The sequence below is a fragment of the Streptomyces sp. MK37H genome (assembly GCF_018035285.1).
In the GTDB taxonomy this organism is placed as follows: domain Bacteria; phylum Actinomycetota; class Actinomycetes; order Streptomycetales; family Streptomycetaceae; genus Streptomyces; species Streptomyces endocoffeicus.
The window spans coordinates 1-4,698 of record NZ_JAAAYH010000566.1 but is presented as its reverse complement, the minus strand read 5'-3'; the positions used below and the strand labels follow the sequence as shown (position 1 = coordinate 4,698).

Here is a 4,698-nt window from a genome sequence, read left to right as displayed (position 1 = left end):
ACGTCCTCGGCAACACCCCATACCGCAACGCCAACACCATCTTGATCACACCAGCCACACCCGCGGCCGCCTGCGCATGACCAATGTTCGACTTCAACGACCCCAACCACAACGGACGCCCCTCAGGCCGATCCTGGCCATAGGTCGCCATCAACGCCTGGACCTCGATCGGATCACCCAGCGTGGTGCCCGTGCCGTGCCCCTCCACGACGTCCACATCCGCCGCAACCAGCCCCGCGCCCGCCAACGCCTGCTGAATCACCCGCTGCTGCGATGGACCATTCGGCGCCGTCAGACCATTCGACGCACCGTCCTGATTCACCGCACTCCCCCGCACCACCGCCAACACCCGATGCCCACGACGCTCCGCATCCGACAACCGCTCCACCACCAGCACACCCACGCCCTCGGCCCACCCCGTGCCATCCGCCGAGGCCGCAAACGACTTACAGCGGCCGTCTTCGGCCATGCCGCGCTGCCGCGAGAAGCCGACGAAGGCACTGGGGGTGGACATGACGGTGGCCCCTCCGGCCAGCGCCATGGAGCACTCGCCCGACCGCAGGGCCTGCGCGGCCAGATGCAGGCCCACCAGTGAGGAGGAACATGCCGTGTCGATCGTCATCGCCGGGCCCTCGAACCCCAGCTCATAGGCGACCCGCCCGGTGAGCACGCTCGCCGAGCTGCCCGTCATCAGATAGCCCTCGACGCCCTCGGGGACCGTGTCCACGTCCGTGGCGTAGTCCTGGTTGAGGGTGCCGAAGTAGACACCGACGTCCTTGCCACGCAGGGCCGTTGGATCGATCCCGGCGCGCTCCAGCGCCTCCCATGACGTCTCCAGCAACAGCCGCTGCTGCGGATCCATCGCCAACGCCTCACGCGGCGAGATACCGAAGAAACCCGCGTCGAACTCCCCCGCATCGCGCAGAAAGCCACCCTCGCGGACATAGCTGGTGCCCGGATGATCCGGATCCGGGTCGAAGAGATTCTCCAGATCCCAGCCACGGTCCTCCGGAAACCCACCGACCGCGTCACCACCCTCCATCACCAGGTCCCACAGCTCCTCCGGCGTGGTCACCCCACCCGGCAACCGGCACGCCATCCCGACGATCGCGATCGGCTCCGACCGCGCTGTCTCGATCTCGGTGAGCCGCTGCCGCGCCTGGTGCAGGTCGGCGGTCACCCGCTTGAGGTACCGGACCAGCTTCTCGTCGTTGTCCACCGGAGGTCACCTTCCCTTCACTCGTAGGCACGGTCGGAATCCGCCGGGTCCACGATTCCGAACTCGTCGTCGATGAAGGCCAGTACGTCGTCGACCGACGCCGCCTCGAGCGTCGCTTCGATATCGGCGCCTCCGGCCGGCCCGGGGGCATCGGTGCTGAGCTTGACCGCCAGAGCCCGGAGTCGGGCGGCGGCGCCGGTGTTCTTGGCGCCGTCCGGTGGCCGGGCGGCCACCAGTTCTTCGAGCCTCGCCACTTCGGCCAGCACCGGATCCTGTGTGGCCTCGGCACCCAGGCGGGTGTTCAGGTGGTCCGCCAGTGTCAGCGGCGTGGGGAAGTCGAAGGCGAACGTGGCCGGGAGCCGCAGTCCGGTACGGGCGAGGAGGCGGTCCCGTAACTCGATCGCCGTGAGCGAGTCGAAGCCCACGTCGGTAAAGGCCGCATCGGGGCCGATACGGCCGACCGAGGCGTAGCCGAGCACATACGCCGCCTCCTGCCGGACCAGGTCGAGCAGGATCGCCTGCCGGTCCATGGGGCCCGCCCCGGCCAGTCGTGCGGTGAGCGCGTCGGCGTCGTGCGCATGCGCCGACTGGGCCTTCTGCCGGATCCGCCGGGGCTGGGGGACCAGCCCGCGCAGCAGTGGCGGCACCGCCCCGGTGGCGGCCTGGGCCCGCAGTGCGCCGAGGTCCAGTTTGATGGGGAGGACCGTGGCTTCGCCGGTACGCAACGCGGTGTCGAAGAGCTCCATGCCCTCGGCCGAGGTCAGCGCGGCGAGTCCGTCGCGTGCCAGTCGACGGTGGTCGGTGTCGCCGAGCTGGGCGGTCATCCCCGCGTCCTGGGACCACATGCCCCAGCCGAGGGAGATCGCGGGAAGCCCTTGGGCGGCCCGGTGCTGTGCCAGCGCGTCGAGGTACGCGTTGGCGGCGGCGTAGTTGCCCTGTCCGGAGCTGCCGAACGTACCGGCGGCGGAGGAGAACAGGACGAAGGCCGACAGGTCCAGGTCCCGGGTCAGCTCATGCAGATGCAGTGCCCCGTCCACCTTCGGCCGGAACACCTCATCCATACGCTCCGGGGTCAACGCGGTCAGCACACCGTCATCCAGAACACCGGCCGTATGCACCACCGCGGACAGCGGAGCATCGCCCGGAACGACATCCAGCAGCCCGGCCACCGCATCCCGGTCCGCCACATCACACGCCACGACCCGCACTCGCGCCCCCGCCCCCGCCAGCTCCGCCTCCAACTCGGCGGCACCGGGCGCCCCAGGCCCGCTCCGACTCGCCAACACCAGACTCCGCACCCCATGCACGGCCACCAGATGCCGCGCCACCACCGCGCCCAACGCCCCCGTGCCGCCCGTCACCAACACCGTCCCACCCACGTCCACACCACCCGGTCCGGCGTCGGGCGGATCCACCACACGGGTGAGCCGCCGCAGGAAGCACGCTCCCGCGCGGACCGCGGCCTGGGTCTCGTCGGCGGCGAACAGGGCGGGGACGAGGGTGCTCAGCGTGGCGTACGAGGAGGGCTCGTTGTCGACGTCCAGCAGGAGGATCCGGCCGGTGTTCTCCGACTGCGCGGTGCCGACCAGCCCCCATACGGCGGCGATGGCAGGGTCAACCGGCTCACCCGGATCGACGGCGACCGCGCCCGCGGTCAGCACGATCATCCGGGTGCTGTCCAGCGCGGGTTCGGTCGACCACGCCTGGACGACTTCCAGTACCCGGCTGGTCAGCTCGCGCACACTTCCGGTCTCGGCCAGCTCGACCGTCACGGCGTCGAACCGGTCACCTCGCTCGGCCAGTGCGCGCACGTCCTCGGCCGTGGCCACCCGCACCGCGCCCAGTGGGGCGCCATCCGGCGTCAGCGCCGTCTTCTCCCAACCCGGGCGGAGCAGACGGTCATGTGTCGAGGGGGTCTTGAACTGCCCGGGCTCGACCGGGCGGGACACCATCGAACCCACCGAAGCCACCGGGGCGCCGGTCTCATCGGCCAACTCCAGCGTCAGGGTGTCCTCTCCGGTGGGGACCACCCGTACCCGTAAGGCCATGGCACCCGTGGCGTAGAGCGCCACATCGCGCCAGACGAAGGGCAGTGCCGTCCGCTGGTCGGCACGCTCCGCAGGGTGCTGGAACGCGGCGGCGTGCATGGCCGCGTCGAGGAGTGCCGGATGCAGTCCGAACCCGGCCGCCTGGGCCCGATGCTCCTCCGGCAGAGCCACTTCCGCATACACCGCACCGTCCAGCCGCCACGCCGCCCGCATCCCCTGGAACACCGGCCCATACCGATACCCAGCCCGCTCCAGACCGTCGTACAGGCCCTCGACCTCCACCGGATCCACCGCCACCGCACCGGTCGGTGGCCACACCGACAACCCCACATCAGGAGCAGCCACCCCCGCCGCAGGACGCAACGTCCCGCTCGCGTGCCGCATCCACGCAGCGCCCACGCCCGCGTCCTCCGTCCGCGAATACACCCGCACGCCGCGCCGACCACCCTCATCGGCCTCCGCCACACTCACCCGCACCTGAACGGCCCCGCCCTCCGCCAACACCAGCGGAGCCTCCATCACCAACTCCTCCACCCCACCGCACCCGACCTCATCGCCGGCCCGCACCACCAACTCCACAAACGCCGCCCCCGGCAACAACACCGCACCCGCGGCCACATGATCCGCCAGCCACGGATGCGTACGCAGCGACAGTCGGGAGGTGAACAACACCTCACCCGACCCCGGCACTTCCGTCACCGCACCCAACAACGGATGCTCCACCCCCGCCAGCCCGGCAGACGCCACATCACCGACTCCACGCCCGTCCCCCACCAACCAGTAATGCTCCCGCTGGAACGCATACGTCGGCAGATCCGAGATTTGGACGGGCAGAGCCGTGGCACCGAACAGGGCTCCGAAATCCAGGCGCACGCCTGCCACATACAGTTGAGCGACGGCAGACATCAACGCCCGGGGCTCGTCACCCTCCCGCCGCAGCGACGGCACCACCACGGACTCTTCGGCCGACTCCTCCGGCAGACAGTCCCCGACCATCGCTGACAACACCGCATCCGGCGCCAACTCCAGGTACGTGCTGACGCCATAGTCGGCAAGCGCCCGCACGCCATCCGCGAATCGCACCGCCGAACGCACATGCTCCACCCAGTACTCGGGGGAACGCACCGTCTCCGTGTCTGCTAGTTGCCCGGTCACGTTGGACACCAAAGGGATCACCGGGGCGGCGAACGACACGTCGGCGATCGCCTCCCGGAACTCCTGCAGCATCGGTTCCATCCGGGCGGAGTGGAACGCGTGGGAGACCGCCAGACGCCTCGTCCGGCACCCCCGCTCCGACAGCTCCTGCGCCACCCGCAGCACCGGCCCCTCATCCCCCGAGAGCACCACCGCCGCAGGACCATTCACCGCCGCGATATCCACCCCCGCCACCAGCAACGAACGCACCTGCTCCTCACCCGCGCCCACCGCCAC

Annotated in this window: 2 protein-coding genes; both read right to left on the bottom strand. The window is 70.2% G+C overall.

The window, feature by feature from the left end; translation table 11 throughout:
- Nucleotides 1–1,219 (bottom strand): beta-ketoacyl synthase N-terminal-like domain-containing protein (locus tag GWI24_RS40640; protein ID WP_210951044.1); only part of this gene is annotated, 1,219 nt, incomplete at its 3' end.
- A gap of 17 nt (nt 1,220–1,236) precedes the next feature.
- On the bottom strand, nt 1,237–4,698 hold a 3,462-nt coding region (locus GWI24_RS40635), incomplete at its 5' end, for an SDR family NAD(P)-dependent oxidoreductase (RefSeq protein WP_210951043.1).